General features: G+C 32.4%; 15 protein-coding genes and 1 tRNA gene. 5 read left to right on the forward strand and 11 right to left on the reverse strand.

The window, feature by feature from the left end; all coding sequences use genetic code 11:
* Positions 1 to 356 precede the first annotated feature (356 nt).
* Entirely contained in the window at positions 357 to 635 is a 279-nt protein-coding gene (locus BGO27_05245) for a hypothetical protein (protein OJV12127.1), read from the forward strand.
* 377 nt (positions 636 to 1012) lie between these two features.
* A complete protein-coding gene (locus BGO27_05250; GenBank protein ID OJV12128.1) occupies positions 1013 to 1777 on the forward strand; it encodes an ABC transporter ATP-binding protein in 765 nt (254 codons plus the stop codon).
* Between the two features lie 55 nt (positions 1778 to 1832).
* Here BGO27_05250 and BGO27_05255 read toward each other — a convergent pair whose 3' ends face one another.
* The 6 genes from BGO27_05255 to BGO27_05280 form a co-directional block, all read right to left on the reverse strand.
* Entirely contained in the window at positions 1833 to 3257 is a 1425-nt protein-coding gene (locus tag BGO27_05255) for a hypothetical protein (GenBank protein OJV12129.1), read from the reverse strand.
* Positions 3258 to 3525: 268 nt separating this feature from the next.
* A complete protein-coding gene (locus BGO27_05260) occupies positions 3526 to 4689 on the reverse strand; it encodes a hypothetical protein (GenBank protein OJV12130.1) in 1164 nt (387 codons plus the stop codon).
* A gap of 150 nt (positions 4690 to 4839) precedes the next feature.
* On the reverse strand, positions 4840 to 7209 hold the full coding sequence (locus BGO27_05265) for a phenylalanine--tRNA ligase subunit beta (GenBank protein OJV12131.1): 2370 nt from the start codon (positions 7207 to 7209) through the stop codon (positions 4840 to 4842).
* Positions 7209 to 8267 (reverse strand): phenylalanine--tRNA ligase subunit alpha, encoded by a 1059-nt coding sequence (locus BGO27_05270; protein ID OJV12132.1) that lies wholly within the window; start codon positions 8265 to 8267, stop codon positions 7209 to 7211. The genes BGO27_05265 and BGO27_05270 overlap by 1 nt, the downstream gene beginning before the upstream one ends.
* Before the next feature lies 1 nt (position 8268).
* A complete protein-coding gene (locus BGO27_05275; GenBank protein OJV12277.1) occupies positions 8269 to 9249 on the reverse strand; it encodes a hypothetical protein in 981 nt (326 codons plus the stop codon).
* Between the two features lie 13 nt (positions 9250 to 9262).
* The gene (locus BGO27_05280; GenBank protein ID OJV12133.1) at positions 9263 to 9769 is read right to left on the reverse strand and encodes a hypothetical protein; all 507 of its coding nucleotides are present in this window, start codon (positions 9767 to 9769) and stop codon (positions 9263 to 9265) included.
* Between BGO27_05280 and BGO27_05285 the strand changes: the two genes are divergently transcribed.
* Positions 9768 to 10031, forward strand: coding sequence for a hypothetical protein (locus BGO27_05285; GenBank protein OJV12134.1), 264 nt, complete (start codon positions 9768 to 9770; stop codon positions 10029 to 10031). The two genes, BGO27_05280 and BGO27_05285, sit on opposite strands and share 2 nt — an antisense overlap.
* A gap of 39 nt (positions 10032 to 10070) precedes the next feature.
* Here the strand turns inward: BGO27_05285 and BGO27_05290 are convergent.
* A tRNA-Leu gene (locus tag BGO27_05290) sits at positions 10071 to 10157 on the reverse strand.
* Between the two features lie 184 nt (positions 10158 to 10341).
* On the opposite strand from BGO27_05290, the gene BGO27_05295 reads away from it, so the two are divergent.
* The gene (locus BGO27_05295; GenBank protein ID OJV12135.1) at positions 10342 to 14004 is read left to right on the forward strand and encodes a hypothetical protein; all 3663 of its coding nucleotides are present in this window, start codon (positions 10342 to 10344) and stop codon (positions 14002 to 14004) included.
* A gap of 117 nt (positions 14005 to 14121) precedes the next feature.
* On the forward strand, positions 14122 to 16482 hold the full coding sequence (locus BGO27_05300) for a hypothetical protein (protein ID OJV12136.1): 2361 nt from the start codon (positions 14122 to 14124) through the stop codon (positions 16480 to 16482).
* On the opposite strand, the gene BGO27_05305 is transcribed toward BGO27_05300, so the two are convergent.
* The 4 genes from BGO27_05305 to BGO27_05320 form a co-directional block, all read right to left on the reverse strand.
* Positions 16479 to 18311 carry a hypothetical protein gene (locus tag BGO27_05305; GenBank protein ID OJV12137.1) on the reverse strand — a complete coding sequence of 611 codons (1833 nt, stop codon included), beginning with the start codon at positions 18309 to 18311 and terminating at the stop codon, positions 16479 to 16481. The two genes, BGO27_05300 and BGO27_05305, sit on opposite strands and share 4 nt — an antisense overlap.
* A gap of 93 nt (positions 18312 to 18404) precedes the next feature.
* Positions 18405 to 18890, reverse strand: coding sequence for a hypothetical protein (locus BGO27_05310; protein ID OJV12138.1), 486 nt, complete (start codon positions 18888 to 18890; stop codon positions 18405 to 18407).
* 27 nt (positions 18891 to 18917) lie between these two features.
* Positions 18918 to 19589, reverse strand: a complete 672-nt coding sequence (locus tag BGO27_05315; GenBank protein OJV12139.1) for a hypothetical protein — start codon at positions 19587 to 19589, stop codon at positions 18918 to 18920.
* A gap of 329 nt (positions 19590 to 19918) precedes the next feature.
* Entirely contained in the window at positions 19919 to 20578 is a 660-nt protein-coding gene (locus tag BGO27_05320) for a hypothetical protein (GenBank protein OJV12140.1), read from the reverse strand.
* Positions 20579 to 20665: the final 87 nt, after the last annotated feature.

The raw sequence follows: 20665 nt of genomic DNA on the forward strand, positions 1-20665 counted from the left end.
TCCTCCTATACTTACGCAAACTATCACAGTAGGTAAAATATTGAAATAAATAATTTTTTTGCTTGCAATGATATTTTGGGAGGAGTAACGTTACTTGTAAGAGGCTTTGTAATCGAGAGTTATTTAATTTGAATTGAGTATATTATATAAAGCACGCACCCTAGTTTTATATATATTAATTGAATTCAGCTTTAATTACTCGTTATAGCTAAGTCTTTATAATATGATTATGCGTCATTTCGGAACTTATGTAAGATATTTTACACTTCGTTCCTTATTTCTATAATCATATGAAAATACTTTAGCTATAGTTTATAAAGTCTCCCTTGATATAATTTGAACTAGGAGGATATATCATGAGTACAGTAGCATCAGTAAATCCAATTGAAGTTGAAAAATTCTTAAAAGGTATGGATTACCCGGCAGATAAAAATGCCATTACAAATAAAGCAAAAGAAAACGGCGCATCAGCAGAAATTATCGATGCTCTCAATAAAATTGAAGAAGGCGAATATAATAGCCCAACCGAAGTAAACGAAGCCTTAAGCGACGTAACGTCAGACTATGATGAATTTGACTATGAAGATGAAGACGAAGAAGACGATGATTATGACGATGACGAAGAGTCTAACTAGTAATTAGTTAACTATAGTCTATATTAGCTTACATTAAAAAGGCATATGATATGTTTCATATGCCTTTTTTATTATATGGATTGCCGCGCAGAACTCTATTCTGCTCGCAATGACCTAGCCGCAATATCTATCGTCATTGCGAAAAATACATAGTATTTTGTGGCAATCCAAAACTATAAAAGTAGCAAATAACCATTAATAAGATGATCACAAAATTTACTGTTAAATTTATTTCTGTAAGCGAAACTATAAATTTCTATAGGAATGACAATAGATATGGGTGCAAGGTCAATTCAAGCAAAACATATTTCTATTGCAATTTATAAGTAAAATTGTAAGAATATTCAGACGGTTTCAAAGATTTACAGGTAAGGATAATGACCAATATCAAAATAGAAAATTTAACTAAGGCTTTTGGTGATCGAAAGGTAATTAATAACCTTAATATGGAAATTAAAAAAGGTGAGTCATTGGTCATTATTGGTGGTTCTGGTACCGGTAAATCTGTTTTGATTAAAAATATGATCGGCATTATGCACCCTACATCTGGAAAGGTGTATTACGATAATTTAAGTTTCTATGATGCTTCTAAAGAAGAGCGCAAAGAGATAATGAGTAAAATAGGCGTATGCTTTCAGGGTGGTGCGCTTTTTGACAGTATGCTGATATGGGAAAATGTTGCATTTGTACTTACGCATCATCAAAAAATGCCGGCAAAAAAAGCAAAAGAAATTGCGATTGAAAAATTAGCGCTAGTTGGTTTAAATAGTGATGTTGCTGATCTTTATCCATCTGAACTTTCAGGTGGTATGCAAAAAAGGGCATCTATTGCGCGTGCTATTGCGACTAATCCTGAAATTATATTTTTTGATGAGCCAACCTCTGGACTAGATCCAATTAATACAAATTTGATTAGTGATTTAATTATTAAATGCTCAAAAGAGCTAGGCTCTACAACCATAACCATTACTCATGACATGAATGGCGCTAAACGAGTAGCTAACAAAGTTGCTATGCTATATAAAGGCAACATTGTTTGGGAAGGCAATAAAGAAAATATGGAGTCAGCAGATAACCCATACCTTCAGCAGTTTATTAATGGTAAAACCACAGGTCCTATTGAAGTTGAAGTTAGGGCATAAAAAAAGAGCCTGTAAAACCAGGCTCTTTTTTAAAAAAATAGTAATACAACTTTTATTATAATGTTGGTGTTTGGCCTGATCCTGACATACCAGGTAAGCCACTATTATTACTTTTAGAATTAATATTGGTGCCAGATTTTCTGAGTTTACCTGAAGCTTCTTTTAAAGAATCTGATAATGTCTTCTCTGACTCTTTAAAGCCTTTAGGCACTTTAAATTCTGGAGCTTTTGGAGCTGTAGTTTTCCTTAATTTACTTCCAGCATCTTTTAGAGAATCTTCTAGATTTCTATCTGACTCTTTAAAGCCTTTAGGTACTTTAAATTCTGGAGCTTTAGGTACAGTTGCCTGAATGTCTTCACCTAAAATTTCTTTTACTTTGTCAGGTACATAAGCAAATGCCTGCTCATTATTCTGAATTTTTTCTTCACCTTTAATTGAGTTTAAGGTTTTGTTAGCATCTTCAATTATCTCATTACCTTTTTTTGTGCAGGCTGAACCAAATTTGCCTAGTAATTGACCAAATTTTTTCTGAATCATGCCACCAAATGCAACTAATTTCTCACCAAAAGCTTTTAATCCGTTATAAATAGGTTTAGCAATTTTATTGGCTATAAACTTACCAACTTTTTCAAAACCTGTTTTTACCTTTTCAAAAAAGTTGGTAAGTTTTGTTTTAACAGTTTTAGCTGTTTCTTTTGCAAACTCTTTTACATTATTAGCTAGGGTAGTGATTTTTTCACCAACTCTTTTTGCTGCTTCCACAGTTGCGATACCAGCTTTAGCAACACCTTGTTTAACTATATTGCCTACAAATTTAGTACCATCACCAACTATTTCAGCACCTTTTTTGACTATATCGTTATTAACTTTCACGAATTCTTTAGCTAAAACCTTTCTAACATTAGCATATGCTTCATTTTGATTTGTTTTACTAGATTTTAATCTATCTTTATCAAAATTTGCAATTTTTTTATCAACTTTATCGATCTTGTCCTGAAGCTTTTTAATATCTTTACGAGCAGAATATTCAGTTGTTGATTTTTTTAGTCTTGGATCATTTTCAAGTTTAGCTTTTTCTTTAATTAAATCAGCTTTGGTTGCTTCTAAATACCTTCTGGTAGGCATCTCTTTAGAACCTACTGCATTATTTTCTAATTTTTCAAAGGTTTCAACAATTCTATTATAAAAAGTATTATCTATTCCTTTAGCTTGTCCCATTTTATAAAGCTTACTGTCTTCTGGAATTTCAAACTCACCAGTCTCTTTATTTATATAGGTAGATAAATGTAAATTTATTTCTGTAAGAGCATCTCTTGCAGTTTCTAAATTTTTAAACTCTGCACGCTTCTTTTTTATAGCGTCTTTAGCCTGACCTGCACCTTCATAACCTTCGGCTTGTATAATTGATAAATCTCCAATTATCTGATCAATCCTGTTTAATTGAGATTCAGGTGAACTACTTGAACTAACTTTTGTCATAATCTATACTCCCTTTATTTTGTAGGATTTTATTCCTCATATTTAATTTTAATATATAAATGAGATTAATAAAAGTTAAAATATTAATATTTGGCTAGTTTTGATATATTTTCTTTAAAAACAATATGTTAATAAAATAGTAAAAGTCCTATTTTTAGGCTTTTTACTATTTTGAAAAGCTTTATTTACCGGGAAGTTTTGTTAAATGATCCTTATGACTTACTTTTTTAGGCTTGTTCTCATCACCATCAAATGTTAGGGTAGCTCCTTAAAATTTAGGTATTTTATTGTCAGGAGCATGAACATCATGAATTGGCATTTTGGTTTTAGGGTTCATATACTGTATTCCAGTTCTGTCTAAAGATTTAGACATATCATCAGGGTCACCATAACAAGCCGCCATTAATTTTGCCCTTGTAATTTGATCTTTAAGTTTTTGTGGATCAGTATGAGGGTGTGTAATAGCGATTACGACCTTCGGATTAGAGGTTGGAAATATATGCTCAGCCTTAGGATTAAGCTTTTGTGTAGCATCTTCAACATATTGAGCGAGTGTTTTAGATGATTCTTTAAAGTTTTTTGGCACTTGATATTCTGGTGCTTTAGGAGGTGTAGGAATAGTCTTGCTATTCTCTTCAAGAGTAACAATTGGTTTACTCGAATTGATAAGCTGAGCGTATTTACTAGTATCTTGTTCGTTATTAATGGCATTATTGCCTAGTGCTTCTATTTCTGCGCCTTTTTTTGATATTTTGTTTGATAATGAGCTTAATCTGCTTTTAATACCGCCTGCAAATTCCTGAAGTTTAATACCAAACTCTTTAAAAGCTTTAGCCAGTGGAGCTATTATTTTATTATAAATGCCTTTTGCCGCGGTTTTAAGTCCAGCATAAACTTTTTCAACAGCTTTTTTTAAAGCTTTACTAATTTTAATAAAAAAGTTTTTAACTCTATCGGCAAGTGTTATTATTTTATCACATAATTCCTTTGCTGCTTCTGTAGTACGTTTTGCTAAACTATTTGGATTATTTAATGTACTAGTTATAACATGGGTAGTTTCTTTAAGAACTTTTGTATTTAATTCTTCTATTTCATACGTAACGTCGATAAATCTTTTTTCAAGTTCAGGTTTGGTTTGAATTTCATATGTAATGGGCGCTATAGTGGTTTTAGGTATTTCTATTTCACCAGTTTTTTTATTTGTATATTTTGATGAATTACCATGTATTTCAATAAGTAAATTCCTAAGATCGGTAAGTGATGCTCTTTCATCATGAATATTACTTAAAGTTTCAGTAGTTTTTGATAATGTGTTATCATTAGTTAAATCACCTATCTCACTGATAACATTAATAATATCATCTAAATCTTTAGTAACATTATTATTTGATCTACTAATGTTTTGGGGTGACCTACTTAAATCTCTCGGCATAATATAAAACCCTTTAAAATAAAATAAGTATTTAATTTTAAATCAAATAAATACTTATAAAAAGCTAAAATATTATGCTTTATAAAATTGTTATATATTACAATGATTTGATTTAAGTTAGGGGCTAAAAAATATTAACCCCTAATTTATTTAAGCGGCGTCTCTGAATTTAGCGCCCATTTTTGTAGCAGTTTCAATGACTTTAGCGTAAATGCCATCGATTACTTCGCTAGACAAGGTTTCTTTTTCAGACTGCATTGATATTGAAATACCAAGTATTCTGTCACCATTTTCTAAAATTGGTAAATCTTTAACATAATCAAAGACTTTTACTTCTTTAATTAGATTTTTATCAAGCTTTTTCACTTCATTTATAATTGAAGAAGCTGCTATAGAGTCGTTGATAATAAATGAAAACCTACGCTGTACAGCTGGGAAGTCAGAAAGTTTTAAAGCGCCCTTATAACCAGCTTTAGATTTCGCCTCGGGAAGTCTATCAAGGAAAATTTCCGCCATAGCTAAATTTTGTTTAAGTGAATGAACTTTTGCAGTACTTGGGTGGATTTCACCAAAATATGCAACAACTTCTTTACCAAGTGTAATTCTGCCAGATTTTGCAGGATGATAATAACTAGGTACTTCACGGTCAATTCTTATAGAGTCAGATACTTTAGAATAAGTAAGTACAGCTAAAACATCAGCTTTAATGTCTAAAGCGTTATACTTTTTAGTTCCTAAGTAGTGGTTGCTATCAATTTGACCGCTTCTTACTAAACAAAGGCAGTTTTCTTGATCTCCTGGTATAGAAGACTTAAATATAGGTCCCATTTCAAAAATAGACATATCGTTTAGGTTTCTTGCTTCGTTATTACGAACCATCTGCACTAAATTTGGCACAATTGATGGGCGCATAACATTAAGCTCAGAACTTATTGGATTTGCAAGTTTAATAGGTTCTAAGCTTGAATAGTGTTTAAATACGTTTTCATCCATAAACGACCATGAAACAATTTCCATAAACCCGCGGGAAGCTGCAATTTGCTTACATGTTGCTGTAAATTTTTGTCTTGGGGTAAGTGCCTCATTCGCAACTTTATCCATATCCGGAAGAGGGGTCACTGGAATATTATCATAACCATAAATCCTTGCAATTTCTTCAATTAAATCTTCTTTACATGTAACATCATGTCGCCATGAAGGTACCGTAAAACTACCGCTTTTATGAGAAAAACCAAGTGACTCAAGGATTTCTACCATTTTTACGTCGCTTAATTCAATACCAGTACGATTTTTCACCTGATCACTATTAAGACTGATCTCTGCGTAATACCATTTATTAGATCCGCTTGATACTTTCTCACTAATACTACCACCAGCATGTTTTTGTATTAAGTAAGCAGCATAATCAAGACCAAAATCTGTCATATTCATATCTACGCCGCGTTCAAAACGATAGCGTGAATCAGTATTAATACAAAGTTTTCTACCTGAACTTATTACTACTTTAGGCTCAAAATAAGCTGACTCTAAGAACACATTAGTGGTTTCCATAGTAGATGCCGAAGACTCACCACCAATAACGCCAGCTATGGCAAGCGGTTCGCTATTATCTGCGATAACTGTCATAGGGCTTGATAATGTATATTCTTCGCCATTTAGCGCTTTAAATTTTTCGCCGTCGTTTGCGAATTTAGCAACCAAATTACCATTAACTTTATCAGCGTCATAAGCATGAAGAGGGCGACTAAAAGATAAATTAATATAGTTTGTTACATCTACAAACAAACTTTTTGGTTTATGTTTTGTAAGCGTTAAAAAATTCTTAAGCCACTGAGGCGATTCCTGATTTTTAGCGCCTTTAATATAACGACCTGCAAAGTATGCCGTGCCTTCGCTTTCGATAACGGTTTTTATAGGAGATTGACCCGACTCTTCAAGTGTTACTTTAGGTAATTCTTTAAGCTTTCCGAAGCCCAATGCTGCTAAATCACGTGCAATGCCATATACGCCAAGGCAGTCAGCGCGGTTTGGTGTTATGCTAATATCGATTACAACGTCACGAAGACCTGCATGATCTATATATTTAGATCCAACTTTAGCATCTGACTCTAACTCAATAATACCAACGCTATCATCAGATAAACCAAGCTCAGCGCTTGAGCAAAGCATACCCTGGCTTTTTTCACCACGAATAGCGGATTCCTTAATTACAAGACCATTTGTTGGTATTTTGCTTCCAACTGGCGCTAAAACTACTTTAATTCCTGTGCGTGCATTTGGTGCGCCGCAAACAATATCTAATTCCTGCGATCCATTGTTAACCTTACATTTTCTAAGGGAGTCAGCATTTGGGTGTTTCTCAGCATGTAAAATTTCCGCAACAATAAAAGGCTCAAGAGAGTCGGCATAGTTTGTTACGTCTTCTACTTCTAAGCCAAGCTGAATAAGACCATCTAAAATTTCATTTAATCTTTTATCTGTATCTAAAAACTCTTTAAGCCAGTTAAGTGTAATAATCATTATGAAAGACCTCCGCTGATGCTTGGTATATCGTAGTATGGTGTGTTGTAGTGTTGTAACCAGCGTTTGTCGCCTTCAAAAAGTGTACGAAGGTCGCTTATGCCATATTTTAGCATTGCAAGTCTTTCAACGCCCATACCAAAAGCAAATCCCTGATATTCATTAGGATCCATACCGCAATTTTTGATAACATTTGGGTGTACCATACCGCAGCCTAAAACCTCAAGCCAGCTGCTTCCAGCACCGATTTTAATGCTGCCGCCAGATCTGTCGCAGCCAATATCAAGCTCTGCGGAAGGCTCAGTAAATGGGAAAAAGCTAGGACGAAGTCTTACAGGTATGTCGTCAACCTCAAAGAACTTACGTAAAAACTCTTTTAATGTGAATTTTAAATGTCCCATATTAATATTTTTGCCAATTAATAAGCCTTCAAACTGATGGAACATTGGCGTGTGGGTCATGTCGTAGTCACATCTATAAACTCTGCCAGTAGACATAATCCTACATTCACCTGGGTTTTTCTCTAAATATCTGATTTGTACGGTAGATGTGTGTGTTCTAAGTAAGTCTTTACTTTCTAAGTAAAACGTATCATGCATTTCTCTTGCAGGATGAGTTTCTGGGATATTAAGCGCAGTAAAGTTATGAAAATCATCCTCAATATCAGGTCCTTCTGCCAAGGTAAATCCCATGGCTGAGAAAATCTCCATAATCTCTTTGGTAGCTCTTGAAATAGGATGAATAGAACCTGTGTTTAAATTTGGGGTAGGAAGTGTAATATCTATAAACTCTTTTTGAAGCTTATTATTTAATTCCTGACTTTCAATGTATTCTTTTCTATCATCATAAACTTTACCAAATGCACTTTTAATATCATTGATCTCAGCGCCTAAAGCCTTTTTTTCATCATCAGAAAGTGACTTCATGGTTTGAAAGGCTTGAGTAACAAAGCCATTTTTACCCATAACTTCAGCTTTAATTTGCTCTAGGTCATGCATTTTATGTGCGGAGGCAACTTTGCTTATAGCACCATCTAAAAGTTCTTTTAAATTCATAATTTTACCAAATTAGGTTTTTATAAATAACTTGCGCCAGATAATAGTAAATTGTAATACCGATCACAATATTAAATGGCATATTTATTCCGAGGGTAGATACCAGTGGAAGGGATTGATTAGCTTCAGGAAGTGATGCTTTCATAGCAGCAGGAACAGCAATATATGATGAGCTAGCTGCCATTACGCCTAAAAGTGTAGCCCCACCAACAGAAAGTCCTGCAATTTTGCCAAACAATATGCCGATAATAGCAAATGGTATAGGTATAATAATGTTAAATATTACTAAGAACTTGCCAACCTTTTTAAGTTCGCCCCAGTTTTTAGCTGTGGTAATACCCATTTGTAATAAAAATAAGCAGAGTACACCTTTAAATGGTAGCTCAAAGAAGATTTTAAGGTCTTCATGATGTGATTCATGTGTAACAATACCAATTAACAAACCACCAACAAGTAGTAAAATACTCTTTGTAAATAGGGATTTTATAATAATGCTAGGTATGCGTTTTAAACCGTTTCTATGCTTCATATGCACTATACTTAAGGCAATAATGATTGATGGAATTTCTAAAATAGCAACTAAGGCTGTCATAAATGGCTCATATTCAACACTATATGCTGCCAAATATGCCGTTGCCGCCATGAATGTCACAACAGATACTGATCCATGATGCGCTGCAATACTTGCGGCGTTTATATAGTCTATTTTGCCTATACTCCTTAGTAGTATATATGCAAGCATTGTGGTGATTAAAGCTACTGATAATGTTGCGGCTATAGGAAGAATCATGCTTACTATATTGCTATGGGATATTTTCATGCCGCCTTTAATGCCTATCGCAAGAAGCATGTAAATGGCAATAGTATCAAATATTTTAGTATCCAGGCTTAAATTACTATGGCTTAGTACAGCAATAATACCTAAAATGAAGCACATAATGGCAGGGTTCAGCAAATTCGTAAGTATAAAATCTAATAATGTCATATGGTTTTTCTCGTTATTTCCGTGCGGAGATAATATATACCACATTTAATAGCGCAAATCCAGTCATTACAGATAAAACTGATATTGATTGATCAAAATTGTATGCAAATCCTACTGATATTAAAGAAATTATAAGCCCTGTAATAGCAGAACCTATTAGTATTTTTAAGGGACTTGTAAATAACATTATAGCAATCGAGGCAGGAATAATCAGGTTTGCAGTAAGAAGCATTACGCCCATAATTTTCATAGCGTTTGCAATAAATACCGCCATTACTATTAATACCTCAAGGCTTAGTCTTTTTGTGTTAATGCCCTCGCTTATAGCAATATCTTCACTTAAAATAAGCTTAAATATATCCTTCCATCTTATAATTACCCATGTCATAAGAACTGCAAAACTTACTAAAATTTCATAAAAATCAATAGATCCTACCATAAGAATGTCGCCAAATAATAGCGATTCTATAATATGAAAACTAATACCTGATACTTTGGCTACAAACAGGCTAATTGCCATGAAGAATGAGGCAAGGAGTGATATGGATAAATCAGACCTTAGCGGCATTTTTTGGCGCATAATAAAGGTAAGTAAGGCAAATATAATAGAGATCGGTATTAAACCAATGCTTGGGTTTATTTTGAGAATAAACGCTATAACTCCGCCTAATATACTGGCATGTGCTAAGGAATCGGAGAAAAAGCTAATTCTTTTCCATACCATAAAAGCACCGATAGGTCCTGCCATAAGTGATATTATAAAAAGGGTGGCAAGTGGGTAAAAAAGAATAGTATACGACATAAGTTAAGAATAAAAGACTTGGTGCCCCTGGCCGGACTCGAACCAGCATGCCTTTGCAAGCGGTTGATTTTGAGTCAACTGCGTCTACCAATTCCGCCACAGGGGCAAGTTCAGCTTTTGGTTATGCATAATAGTTAGAGGAATGTCAAGGGGTAAATTACAGAGGAGAGTTTAAATATTTGGAATATATTAATTTTTTTATAATAAAATTCATTGTTTTGATCTTTTCTTTAAGACAAGTAATATGTATGATATTATATTAATAGTATAAAATAACAGGAGTAAATGCCATGCAGGACAAAACATATAAGAATCTGATTAAAATGTGGTCAAAGAAATCGTCTGCATCTATTGAAGAAGTAAAAGATTATTTTAATCAAATGCCAGATGATGAAAAAAATAAAATTTTTATTGATGAAAGTATTCAAGCTCAAATGAAGGTTAGTGAGCTATTTAAATCTAATTATGTTGAGCTGATTAAAGATATTCTAACTTGGGCAAATTCTCACAATATATCTCCAAACGATCAAATGAAATTCATATATGATGGATTTCATGGAATTGCAAGTAGTGAAATTCAATACAAAGATAATGGAGCTGAGATTAATGAGTTTTTAGTAAATAAAATTATTAATATTGCGGGTAATGACCAAAATTTTGTTCTAAATATGCTTGTGAACTATCTTGATAATCCAGACTTTTTTAAAAGGATTTATGAAAATTTTAAAAGTAATAATTCAATAGATACTAAGCAATTACTAAAAAACTGTTTGCTTGACCGAGGGTCTCCTAAGTATAATAATTGCCAATATGATTCGGTGATATATATTTTAAAACAGCTCGAGAAATCAGGAGAAAATTCAGCAGAGCTTGAAAACAAGTATTTCGAGTATAAATATATTAAAATGTTTGAGAATACATTTAATGGAGTATTTTCAGAAGATTGTTACATGAAAATTTTAGTAAGTTTTTTAAGTCAGCCATATCAAGCATCAGATAAAGTTAATAGTATACATGATCTCGTGGAAATGATGTTTAGAGATAAAGAGGTTATTAAGTCTAAGCCTGTAAATGAACTTTCTATAGACTATATGCTTAAAGCAAGAAATGTTAAATTTGATAATAAGCAGCTTTTTAAGGACGTGTTAGAAGCTTCTTCAAAAGATGGCTTTAATTTAAAAAGTTTAGAAGATGTTGCTGCAAAACATAAGGTTTCATTGCCGGAATTATATTATGCTTCAATGCAAACTCCAGATAGAGATCATAATTTATTTACGTATTTACTACATTCTAATACTGCGGCATTTACAAAATTTTTAGAAATAGTAACTGATGTATCTAATCCTTATAGAAATCACGCTCTTGAAAATATTGACAGAGTATTGGTTGAAAGCACTAAAGATGCTAATGGTAAAATTACGAAAACAAATATTAAAGGATTATGGGATGATCTTGCACTAATGATGCAAAATGAAAGAATCTTTGAGAATAATGCCGACCCTCAGAAAGTAGAAGAATATAAATTATTAACTCAATGTATGAGAAAGTGTTTGGGTGTTAGCAATAGCAATTCAGCAATATATCCATTCGAATTTATTGATGCAGATAGATTTATTAGTAGTATTAGCGTTAATAATTTATCCAGTGTTTTTAAATATTTTGATCAATATTATAAAAATAGTCTAGATAAACAAGATGTTGTGGACTTTTTCGTAAAATATTTTAATAAAAATCAGAATGAAATTAAGGAAAGTTTGAATAAGCGCGAGCTGTATTGGATTAATCTAAATTCCATGCTTAGAGATGCAGAAAAAGATTATCCAGAAACATTTAAAATTTTGAAGCCATATTTATTGGAAATTAAAGTTTTTAAAGATGAACTACAACGAAATGAAAAATCGTTAAAACGGAACCTTAAAAATAATAAATTTAAAATATTACCTGATAATCCAAATTATGAAGGGTATGTTAGTAATTTAAAAAAATTTGCTTTAACTAATCAGGAAAATGTAATGCAATTGCTTACAATATACAATGATGATCCTGAGTTTAAGTATGAAGAGTCTATTGCAATAAATATACATAAAAGTATAAGTGTTGGATATGGAATAAATGAATATACCTTTAAAAATCAAGAATTAGTATTGAACAATCTAATTAATGAATTTGATAATTTTAATCCTGAAGTTCAAAAAGTGATGTCTGATTTATTCCAAAAACTTTCAGCATCTGCTGCAGTTCTTAATTCCCGAAATACTCAGGTGGTTGATTTAAGTTTGTGCCGTACCAATGCTTACAAATTCATTAATAAATATATACCAGTTGCTTATAAAGATCAGTTTGTAAGAAATTTGAATTCCCTAAATGCTAATGACATTGAACTTGTAATCAGACATAAAGATGTTTACAAAAAATTATTACTTGAGAAGCCGAATAGTGATTGTATGCAGGTGCTGCGAGATATTAAATCTGGAGCAAATAAAAAGTACTCAGCTGAATTGACTGCAAATGCAGCTAAATCATATCAAAATGAATTTGATGCAATTGCTAAATATATTAATTCAGGTAAAGATTATAGCTTATCAGATTTAGAGAAAATTGCAGAGGATAATAATATAAGCCTTCAAGATTTACTTTGTGTTTCGATTAAGAGCGCAGAAGGTGAGTTGAATCAACAAAACCTTGCTACTTATCTTCTAAATAAATGCGCTCCTGAAAAATTGTCTAAATTTATGACTACTTTAAATTCAAACCCTAAGTATAATGTTATCTTGGGTGATGCGATGCTAAGGGATCTTGAAGGTAAATCGGGGTCATTAAACTTTTTAAAAGACTTAACATTAAAATATTATGCATCATCTGACAAAAAAAGCTTCGAGCCTATTTTTGCAGTTGTAAGAAATAATAATATAGCATTAGCAAACCGTTTAACTGAAGTTTGTAAAGAAGGTGGAGCAAATTACTTTAAGTATAATAATCAGTATTATGGTCTGCCAGTTGCGTTAATGCACAGATATACTAATTATTTAAGTGAAATAGAGCTTAGGAATTACCTAAGACCAGCAATTAGTGCTTTTGCATATCGCCCAGCTCAAGGCTCTTATGATGAAAATAACTTTGATAAAGAAGGACTTATTGAGGTTAGTAAACATTATATAAATAATTCACTTATCACGCCTTTAGAACATAAGGAGTTTTGTAAAGAGATAATTGAGGCTGCTGCTCAGGTAACAAGATTAAATATAAGACAAGAACTAGAAGATTATGCTAATAACAATGTGAAGCAAAGATTTAATATTACATTTAATAGAGGCGTTGATCCGTCTAATACATCTCAGCCAGCTAGTAATAGCCATAACCAAACTCAAGGTGCAGGAGCTACTACGCCACCTCAGCCTAATAATCCACCGTCAGGAGGGGCTAATAAGGGGGCTATTGATGCTGACAAGGCAAATAAAGATAAACCCAAGCCAACAGTGCGTTTCCGTCCGTACAAAAAAGGTAAAGTTGATTATTCTCAAGCTGATAAGTCGCGCCCAGCAAAAAGAGACGTTGTAAGAAGCAAATTCCGTAAATACCGCCCTGTAAGGTGGGTTGTGGGGATTATTCTTGCAGTTGCGCTTGGTGCGGGTGCAAGCTTCATGGGTGCAGCGATGCCTGTAGTCGGAGGCTTAGCGGCCGCAGGATTCTTCGGAACAAGATTTGTAAGCGGCTTAGTTGCGGCTTATAAGGGTGGAAGATTATCTAAGTCAGGCGAATGGGTAAAGTCATTTGGCGATATGTTTGGTATAGGTCACAATATAGGTTTTGATAGTAAGACCAATGAAGATATTGACAAAATCACTTATGAAGTTAAAAGTGTGCCTAAATTTAAGGATGGTAAGCCATCTTTCAGACATAATCAGGTGGAAGTTACAGGGGATAACCCAGATGCGGGCAAAAGAAATAGGTAATACTATCTTATTAATATTGACAACTCGTTAATTTTTTGTTAAGATCGCGCTAAAAAGTTAACGAGTTAGTCCATGCGCCAAAGCCATACATTTGAAGATTTGAAGAATCTAAGTACTATGTATAATAGTTACGCTGATTTACTTCAGAAACGTATAGATATTTTAACTTGTTACCGTAATATGAGTAGGAGTCAAAAAGCTAAGATTACGTATGGGGAAGGCATAGAAGTTTTAATGTTTAATCTTATCAGATTGGGTAATTACGAGTTTATTCAAGAAGTTTTAAGTAGTAGATTTGATAATAAAGAGATTTTAAGCAAGATATTTGCTAATATGCAAACAAGTAACTATACTTATCTTGAGTTTAAAAGAAATGAAAATTTTATAGATTTTTTGGACGCTCAGATCCTTGCAGCAGCCAAAAATGATAAAATATTTGCAGCAAGAGCGCTACAATACCACCTAATATCACGATATAATGATAACCAAAAATATGAAATATTTGAAGGTTATTTCAAGAGAATATTTGATGAGTTATCTCGTGCTTCAGGGTTAACATTAAAAGAATTTTTAGAAGCAGATAATTATTATATATTTGGTCATTTAGAAAAAAGACCAAAGCATTTTGAACAGTTTTATAAACAAATTGCTCCTTTACAACTAGATAATGATAAAATTGCAAAAACAGGAGACTTTTATAAGTCAAATAATATAAAATATGCTTTATTATTCAACAAGTTAATAACATCTGTTGGTAAGGGAGAAGTTCCTGATGAGTTATCTAATAATTACACTGAAATTGGTTTGCTTGTTCGTTATAAGAGCCTTTTGGCACTTAATGATGAAATTACATTTAGCGATGTTAAGCTTTTAGTTAAATTCTACTATAATTTCCATAATATTTTTAATGATGAAAGAATAACTGATCCCTTTGTACATTTACCAAGAGAGATGCTGGAAAAAATTTTTCAGTCTACGGAATATAAAGATATTATAAGGTTCATTACACCTCAAATACTTGAGGAAGTTAAAAAAATCGCTTCAAAAAACTATTTCGATATATATGAAAAGCTGTTTAATACAATAATTAATAACCCCAATTATAAACTTGCTGATATTAAGCAAATTTTAGCTCCGCATAACTATACTTTAAACGAGTTTATGACAATTTCGCAAATGAACTCTGAGGGTGAAGATATAAGCTTTTTAATGTATATGATTAGAAAACCTGAGGGTATTAAGCATATTAAAGCTTTCCTTGATAAGGTTACAGATGCCGGAAATAATATGCTTATAAAAGATGCAATTGAGCATACATTTACAATTAAGGACGAAAATAATAATCCTGTTAAGTGGAGCTTTTTAAAAACTGTTGCAGAACTTTATAAGCAAAATAAGGAAAGTGCAGAATTAAAAGAGCTTGTAAGATGTATCAGTTATTATCTATCTGAATCACCGAATCGTTATAACACTAAGCCTGTAATCAATAATACTAATAAAGCTTTAAAAATTCCTGTAGACTTTTATATTATAAATGACGGTGACTTTAATGCTGACATCACAAAAATAAATGGTCATGAAAAGATAGATCTATTATGTCAAGAGATTACTTATTTTAGTAATAACTATGTTAATTATCCAATGCTGCTAAACGTATGTAAGTCAATTCTACGTGCATCTGTGGACTTTTATGAAAGAAGCGGGAGTTATAATACTGAATATAAGTATAATTCAATAATAGGTAAATTATTAAATGCTACTGCAAATAACCCTGAGTTATATGTAGACTTTAGAGATTATATTTTAGAAACATTTCCTCTTTTAGGTCTTTATTATAATTCATCTTTAGATATTACAACGTATAATCTTAGAGCAAGGTATAATCCTGAAAGATGCAAAGCAATAAGGGCTACCAGATCTGAACGAATCAGCGAAGAAGACTTTAGACGTGGTATGACTGCTGAACCAGATAGACCATTGTTGCCACAAATTGATCTTAAGTCTAGTCCTGCTAATACTGCTAATCGGTTTAACGGATATAGCAAGGGAAAATTACTTGCTAATAAAAAAGATCATCCTGCTAAGCGTGAGGTAGTTTTGTTTATGTTTAATGAAAACTCAGCTAAACGCAATATTTTTAGCTTAGGTAGCGCTTTAATAGGTGGTCTTATAAATTATTATAAAAAAAGCAGTATTAAAGGTGCAGTGGTTTTTGGTTTAATAACCTTAATATGCACAAGAGTTGTGGGTAGTTTGTATACTATTAGTAAGGCACATAGATTTAAAGCCAGTGAAATTGGTTTATCTTTATTAGATGGCATTTTCCTAGGGCATAGGTTAAAGCTGAAAAAAGAGCATAAAAGCCTTATAAATAAAGAAACAGAGGAATTAAAACCTGTTAAAGTTACAGAAGCTAATAAATCCTGGCGATTTAATGCTGAGCCAAAAACTCAGCAAAACCGTGCTGCTGGAGTTTAAAGTAAACCTAACCCTGGTATGTCACTATTATCAGGGGATGGTTCAATATCTCTAAAGCATTCATAACTTTGATCTAAAACTCCGTTAATATAAACGGATACTTCATCCCAGTTAACGCTGCGATTAGTCAGTTTTATAATTTCAAGTTCAAACTTTGAATAATTAATATTTAGCACTTTCAAGGTTTTTGGCAATACAACTTGCTCAATAATACACTCTGAAAACAGTACATTAGTAATTTTCATCTCGCCTAAATTGAGATAATCGATATTACTTTGATTAAAAGACATAGATCTAAGCAACTCTGCAAAGGGAGTAAAGTTAATGTCAATAGTACTTTCCCAATAGTGAAAGTGTGCGCTTTGCAGATTTGGAAACCAGTAATTAAGTACGCTTGGGTCAATATGTCGCTTAAATAAAATTTCAAATCCAGCTGAAAAATGTAATTCATCTATATTATAGAAAAGTAAGGGCGTTACCCTAGTAATATTAACGGTGAAATTAAATTTTTTATGCAGATTTCCCAGGCATATAGTTAAAAGATTAAGGGTATTTGGAATAATTACAGTGGATACGTTTTCAGGAAATAACGGTAAGTTTTGGAGTGCATTGCATTCCGACAAATCAAGAGTTTCAATGTCTAGATTATCAATAAAATCAAGATCAAGGTAGTGTAAGGTTCCCGAGGTGTCCTTAATTTTAAAGAGTTCTAAATTTAAATTATAAGGGTTTTCAATAATAATTGGTAATAATGTGTTCTTATAAATATAAAATTCATCTAAAATAAATTCTTTATTTTGTTTATTTTTAAAGTTAATTATTAAAATTAAATTATCTATGATTTTTGCGATAGGAGTTTGATAAATAGTTGCATTTATCCTATCAAATATTCTGAAATAGCATCTTGTATACAAGGGAAACACTGACCGAAAAATTTGACGTTCCATTATAATATTAAAATAAAAAAAGCTAACTGTAGTAAATGGAAAAAGTTCAACAAAATTGAAGCCTTCTTCATTAGTTGTTACCTCCAAATGGTTAATGTGACTTACATTATTAAATTTGATTCGCTGTGATTTGATGTAATATAAATAAAATTTTTCAATAAATTGAGGTAATTTTATGCAGTCTGCGCTAAACAATCCTGATTGCGATCTGTAATGAAGTTCAGTTAAATTAGTAAATGCACTTATGTCAATACTTGTATTGCAGTATGTGCTATCTGTGATGTTTAAATAAGTTAATGTTTTTGGTATTGAGTCGATAATATTTTGAAGCTTTTGAAGATCAATGCTATCCATTGGCTCATAGCTTGTATTATTAATTAATATTGATAGTTTTGTTATGTTTGGGCAAAGCTCTGATAAATTTATAGTTTCATAATTAGCTAGATTAATCGTAAGATTGAGTTCTGTTAAATTTACCAGATTTATTCTCGGGTTATATAATTTATTTAAAGGACATGTCAGACGCTTTAAATAAGGAAAGTACATAAGCGATGTTAAAGAATTGGCTGTAAAATCATCAAGTTCAAGATCTTTAAGTTTATTGAAGGTAAAGCTAGGATGCTCAGTAGGTAAGGTGGTTTGCTGCAAAAGCAATTTTTCGATATTAGTAGGCAAATCGTACCATTTTTTTATTTTTATATTTGATAATTCCAGAGCTATCAAATTTCTGTAACTAGAAAGATGATTTGCAATTCTGGGCTTTTTTTGTAAGTTTATTTTTAAAGCTAAGCTTTCGTATGTTGTTATATTATTGAGCTGATATGTAGCATTTTTTGTAAAGCTGTCATATAAATTGTAATCAGAAAAGAAAAGGTGTCTCATACTTCAATTTATTAGGTTAAACAAGTTGTGCTAATATTAATCATGAAATAATAAATGTGTCTAGAGCAGAGTTCTAATGCATTATTTAATGCTCTATATGACTAATGCTGTATAAGCTGTAGCAATGGCGTCGGTCTGGTCGTTAGAGGTTATTTTAACAGATGGAAAAAGCATCTTTACCATTTTTTGTATTTGTGCTTTATCTGCAGCTCCTGAGCCTGATATAGTCTTTTTAACAAGGCGAGGTTCGACTATTTTTAAATCCAGTCCGAATAATGATATGCTAAGTGCAATAGATCCGCGGAACTGAGCAAGTAATAGTGATGTTTTAGGATTTATATTTACAAACGTTTCTTCCATAGCAGCGTGGGTAGGGGTATACTCTTGTAGAATCTGACTAAGTTCCTGATTTAACTTCAAAAGCTTTTCCTGAAATGACAAAGTGTTTGAAAGCTTTATTTCGCCTGAGGCAATATATGTAACTTTATTACGGGATTCGCTATCAAGTATTGCCCAGCCTGTTGAAACTGAGCTGGGATCAATACCTATATATCTTTTGAAGTAAGGTTGTTTAGTCATTTGTAAACTTGTTTTATGTTTACAAAACTATACTCCATAATCATGATGAATATCAAGAGATTCTGCTTCATTTGAAAAAGTGGTATTTAATTCTAAGTATTTAGAATATGGAGCTTTTTCAACAAGTACAGAATGATTCCCAGAGAAAAACGCATTATTTGCTGCGGTTGGAACTTCTGCATCAAGATATTTATGATTAATGAAGTCCTTTAAAATTTTCTCAGATTCAGGTGATCCTCTAAAGTTCTCAGTTGTATAATCATAATATTCATTAAAGAATTTTGTAAGTTCTCTGCCGCTGTAATGCCAGTCAAGGTCATCCATTGTTACGATTCTGTCATGCTTAACAACGTTTGAAATAGTTGCTCCAAGAATATGAGAACTTACGTGACCAAGGGCAGTCCAGAACTCAAACTTATCAGCTGTACCAAATATTGTTGGAGTAATCTTTGTTAATCCGCACCATAATGCAGAAAAAGCAAAATGAGCTTTAGTCAATAAGCTTACTGTATATTCTGCAAAAGTACCAGCGCTGTAGAAAGGATTGCCATTCGATAAGGCAATGTGACCAGAGTGGCTATAGTCCATAGATAATGGGCTGTTGTATGAAAATAGAGCAGGGGTATTAATGAAGTTGTATACTTCTTGTTTAGAATATTCCCTATCCTGAATGTGGTAAGTAAATAAATTTAAGTACATAGTTTATCTCGTTTAATTTATAAGCCAAGTTGAGGTGAGTAATTTAAATTATAGTTTAAGGATGTCAAGAATTTTAATGCATAGTTAACTTTTTGCAAATAATCATCTGTCACTAAAACTGAATGATGCCAGTCAAAAAAATTAGAGGTGGCAATAGTTGGAACGCTGGCAGTTAAGTATTTATGATTTCGTCATATCAATATCACATGGATTTCTTAAGAAAGCGAAAGGGCTGGTGTTAATAATGTCATAAATTTCCTTTTGAGTATATTCACGGTCATAAATATTATATTTAAAAGGATTTATATACATGTTTCCAGCCCTTTGAGTTATGCTAAATATTCGCTTGGAACAGCTATAATGTCAGTGCCTTCAATTGTTTCGCCATGATGGTGATGATGTGGATCATGGTGATGAGGGTTGTGATGATGTTCATGATGCGTATCTTCTTTTGTAGTCTGTTTTAAAACTGCATAATCCCAGTCAAAAAAGCTTGATTTTTCATCTAATGTAACGTGTGCATCGCAATATTTATGATCCAGGAATTTCTTAAGTACTTTATCGCGTTGTTCTTCTGTTCTGTTGCTTGCATAGTATTCGTTAAAAAATTTAGTCAGCTCTGTACCTGAATAACATTCATCAAGGTCATCCATATCTACAATATTATTGCTGTTTCTTTTTGAATTAGAAATTGCACACCACGCACCAGCTGCAACAAGACCTAATGATAACGCTGGTGTAATAAAGAATGAGCCAACCGCACAACCAATCAGACCAGCCTTAACTACAATCGATGTCATACCCTCTACAAAAGTACCAGCGCTGTATGCTATGTCGCCATTTGAAACTGCCAAATGACCTGATTTGCTAACATCTAAGCTAAATGGACGAATATACGAGAAAAAAGGTTTGGTGTTGATGATGTTGTATACTTCTTTTGCGGTATATTCTCTATCTTCAATTTTATATTTAAACATTCCTGAAAACATATTTTTAGATTCCTTTTTATAAGTTGAATATTAATAAAATGAGGATAAATTATCCCCATATTATTTTGAGTATGAATTTTAAGTTAA

The organism is Alphaproteobacteria bacterium 33-17 (assembly GCA_001897445.1).
Classification (GTDB): Bacteria; Pseudomonadota; Alphaproteobacteria; order Rickettsiales; family 33-17; genus 33-17.